We start from the raw sequence: 3,222 nt of genomic DNA, 5'->3' as shown, positions 1-3,222 counted from the left end.
ATACTTAATTTGTCCAGCCAACTGTTTTTTTGGGTGATCGCCTCTCCTCAAAAATAGTTACTTTGTACTATATGCCCATGCCAAAATCGGGGTTAATGCTCTATTTATTTCAAAATGAGAATTGCTGGCATTTGGCCATTCTCCAGTTTTAAGCGTAACTCTCCCCCCCGCAAACCAAACTTAACCCGTCCAAAAGAAAAATCAAGCCACTGCTGATTAAAATTAAGCCGCACCGATAGGGAAAACGCCTTTGGTTCAGACTTTTTGAAACGGGAAAAAACCCCCTTAGACTCAGACGTAACCAGTTCTCCCGAAATCTCCAAGTGCAGACATTCGGGACACTTATTATCATGTTCTGTCACCGCGATCGCCCTTGATTGCTTTGCCATCATCCTAGGCCTTTCAAACCCTTAACTGTAATAATTGTACTGTATGTGGGGTTTGCGGCAAAAAGTTTGTTGTTTTGCTAATAAAGTCCCAAAACCATTTTTTAGCAAAGCTGCTACCGATATTCAGCCAGCCCTAATTAGTTAGAGCAAGCCTCAAGAATTCCTAGCAAATTAACTAAGGGGTTATCTTAATGCTTGCTGCTATCAGCTTAATTTTCTTCGTTCGCTTCTGGGGTTGGTTGTGGTAAACGAGCGATAAAATCTTTCATTTTAGGATGATTAAACATTTTCTCCGTATCTTGCAGAAGACGTTGACCCCAGAGATTTTCCTCTAAAAATTCTAGACTGACATAACGACTATCGCTAGTGAGAGCGGCCTGAGCTAATTTGATGCCCTCCTCGGTTTTACCTTGACTATAAATAGCCACCGCAATAGCTAACTGAGGTTCCGGCTGTTTAGGATCAATTTTCAAAGCGGCCCGCCAATCTTTAAGAGCGGCTTCCTTGTCACCCTGTTCGTATTTAACTAAACCAATATTATTAATAGCCGGCCAAAAATCTTTATCTTGACTAACAGCCTTTTCGTAAGCTGCGATCGCATCAGGATATTGTGCTAACTTGAGATAGGAATTACCGAGATCAAAAAGAGCGGGGGAGACATCGGGTTTAATTTGCAAACCCGCTTCAATCTGGGCAATAGCAGACTGGTAATCTTGATTCTGAAAATAAGCACTACCGAGAGAAAATTTAATATTAGCGTGGGCATCGGCGGGAGCAAGGGACAAAGATTGATTTAATGCCTCGATACCGGGTTGCACCTGATCGTCTTGCAGATATAAACTACCGAGAATAAACCAAGTTTGATAGAGATGGGGGGCCAACTGCACCGCTAACCTAGCCCGTCCGAGGGCTGCATCGGTACGGCGAAAACGAGCTAATTGGATAGCATCCTCAGCCATTTCAATTCCCGCTTGTTCCATCTGTTCTAACTCCGGTTCGATGGCGTAGGGGAGTAGCGCTTGGGAAAAAGCTGGCGGGCTGCCAGCGACGAAAAAAATGAGCAAAGAAATGATTAATCGAAGTTTTGGCACAGTTTACCCCTGGGATAGGCCTTTTTTAATCAGTCTATCTCGCTTGGGAGTTGTTGGCTAAAGAAACAACAAAGGCAACTCTAGAGACGTTAGTATATAACCAATTAACTTTTGGCTGATCGATGGCAATAACCGTGTTGGGAAAATCAAATCGCCCCCTATTTTGGATATTCGGACTCATGGCTAGTAGTTTTCTGGCGGTGGGAGTGGTTTCTTATCGTTTGTTGCAAACTCCTCCTCCTGGCGTAGAATTGGCGGAAATGACCGTTCCTGCTCAACGGGAAACCCTCGCTGTGGAAATTAAAGCTAGTGGTAGGGTGGAACCAATCCAAAGTGTCAACATTAGCCCGAAAAACCCTGGCCGATTAGTGCGATTATTAGTAGATCAGGGCATGATCGTTAAAAAGGGACAAACCCTCGCCGTCATGGATAATTTAGAGGTATATGCCCAAGGAATGCAGTCAGAAGCGCGACTGCGGGAAGCTCTAGCCAGTCTGGAACAGGCTAAACGCAGTATTCCGGAAGATATCCGGCAATTACAAGCCCGATTTTATCAGGCCCAGGCCAGTTATAAGCAATTAGAAGCGCGTTTAGCTCAGGCCAAAGAAAGAATTCCGAAAGATTTAGACCAGCTGCAAGCTCAGGTACAAGCGGCCCAATCCCGGTTTCGACTAGCAGAAAATCGGGTTAAACGCAATGAAAATTTAGTCCAGGAAGGGGCGATCGCTCAAGACCAATTTGATGCCGTCCTCAATGAATATCTCAATGCTAAAGCCAATTTAGACGAATCGATCCGCCGTTTGGAACAAGCGGATAAAACCGCTTCCCCAGAAGTAGCCGGAATTGAACAGGAAATGATCCGAGCGGCAGCAGCGATCGCAGAAGCAAAATTTGCCCTCGAACAACGCCAAAAAACCCAAGAAACCGAGCTGGCTCGACTAGAATCATCTGTAGCAGCTGCTAGGGCCAGTTTAGAGCAAATTAAGATTCAATACCGCGATACGGTTATTACTGCTCCCTTTGATGGCATCGTCACCCAAAAATACGCCACTGAGGGTTCTTTTGTCACTCCCACCACTTCGGCCTCCAGTACCGCTTCCGCCACTTCCACCTCGATTATCGCCCTAGCATCGGGATTGGAAGTGATTGCGAAAGTGCCGGAAGTAGATGTGGGTTTATTACAGCGCGGCCAACCCGTGCGAATTGTCGCCGACGCTTTTCCTGAAGAAGTCTTTGAAGGTCGAGTTATTCTCGTGGCTCCTGAAGCAATTATCGAGGATAATGTCACCTCTTTTGAGGTCAGAATCGGTTTGGTGACGGGACGGGACAAACTCAAATCAAAAATGAATGTAGATGTAACTTTTGTCGGCCAGCAGTTAGATAATGCTCTGGTCGTGCCGACTGTCGCCATTGTCACCCGGGAAGGCAAGTCAGGGGTTTTAGTTCCCGATGCCGAAAATAAACCCAGTTTTAAACCCGTTTCGATCGGTTTAGTCCTAGACGATAAAACCCAAATTTTATCAGGTTTGGAAGTTGGAGAAAAGGTCTTTATCGATCTCCCCGAAGGGGCTGAAGATACCTCAAAAACTAATCAAAAATAATCAAAAATCTCAATAATTTTTCTTAACAAATATCTCCCAATTGTCTTTTTTATGATCGGGCAGCAGTCGGTCGTCGGTCGTCAGGAGATAGGAGACAGGAGATTATTTTATTTATTCTCCCCAAACCCCACACCCCACACC

Annotated in this window: 4 protein-coding genes; 1 reads left to right on the top strand and 3 read right to left on the bottom strand. The window is 45.2% G+C overall.

Translation table 11 applies throughout. The annotated features are described in order from the left end of the window. Positions 1-104: 104 nt before the first annotated feature. The 3 genes from IQ224_RS22815 to IQ224_RS22805 form a co-directional block, all read right to left on the bottom strand. Entirely contained in the window at positions 105-389 is a 285-nt protein-coding gene (locus IQ224_RS22815; protein ID WP_228036364.1) for a hypothetical protein, read from the bottom strand. 209 nt (positions 390-598) lie between these two features. Next, positions 599-1,480: a tetratricopeptide repeat protein gene (locus IQ224_RS22810; RefSeq protein ID WP_194033529.1), complete on the bottom strand. Its 882-nt coding sequence runs from the start codon at positions 1,478-1,480 to the stop codon at positions 599-601. Between the two features lie 34 nt (positions 1,481-1,514). Continuing rightward, positions 1,515-1,661 carry a hypothetical protein gene (locus IQ224_RS22805; protein WP_002740204.1) on the bottom strand — a complete coding sequence of 49 codons (147 nt, stop codon included), beginning with the start codon at positions 1,659-1,661 and terminating at the stop codon, positions 1,515-1,517. Between IQ224_RS22805 and IQ224_RS22800 the strand changes: the two genes are divergently transcribed. Beyond that, a complete protein-coding gene (locus tag IQ224_RS22800) occupies positions 1,603-3,081 on the top strand; it encodes an efflux RND transporter periplasmic adaptor subunit (protein WP_194033528.1) in 1,479 nt (492 codons plus the stop codon). The two genes, IQ224_RS22805 and IQ224_RS22800, sit on opposite strands and share 59 nt — an antisense overlap. Positions 3,082-3,222 lie beyond the last annotated feature (141 nt).

The organism is Microcystis sp. LEGE 00066, from assembly GCF_015207925.1.
Lineage (GTDB): Bacteria > Cyanobacteriota > Cyanobacteriia > Cyanobacteriales > Microcystaceae > Microcystis > Microcystis ichthyoblabe_A.
This window is presented reverse-complemented; position numbering and strand designations above follow the sequence as displayed.

What these genes read in the sequence shown, in the direction of transcription:
- IQ224_RS22815 (WP_228036364.1), bottom strand. Translation starts at nt 389, where the DNA reads ATGGCAAAGCAATCAAGGGCGATCGCGGTGACAGAACATGATAATAAG.
- IQ224_RS22800 (WP_194033528.1), top strand. Translation starts at nt 1,603, where the DNA reads ATGGCAATAACCGTGTTGGGAAAATCAAATCGCCCCCTATTTTGGATA.
- IQ224_RS22805 (WP_002740204.1), bottom strand. Translation starts at nt 1,661, where the DNA reads ATGAGTCCGAATATCCAAAATAGGGGGCGATTTGATTTTCCCAACACG.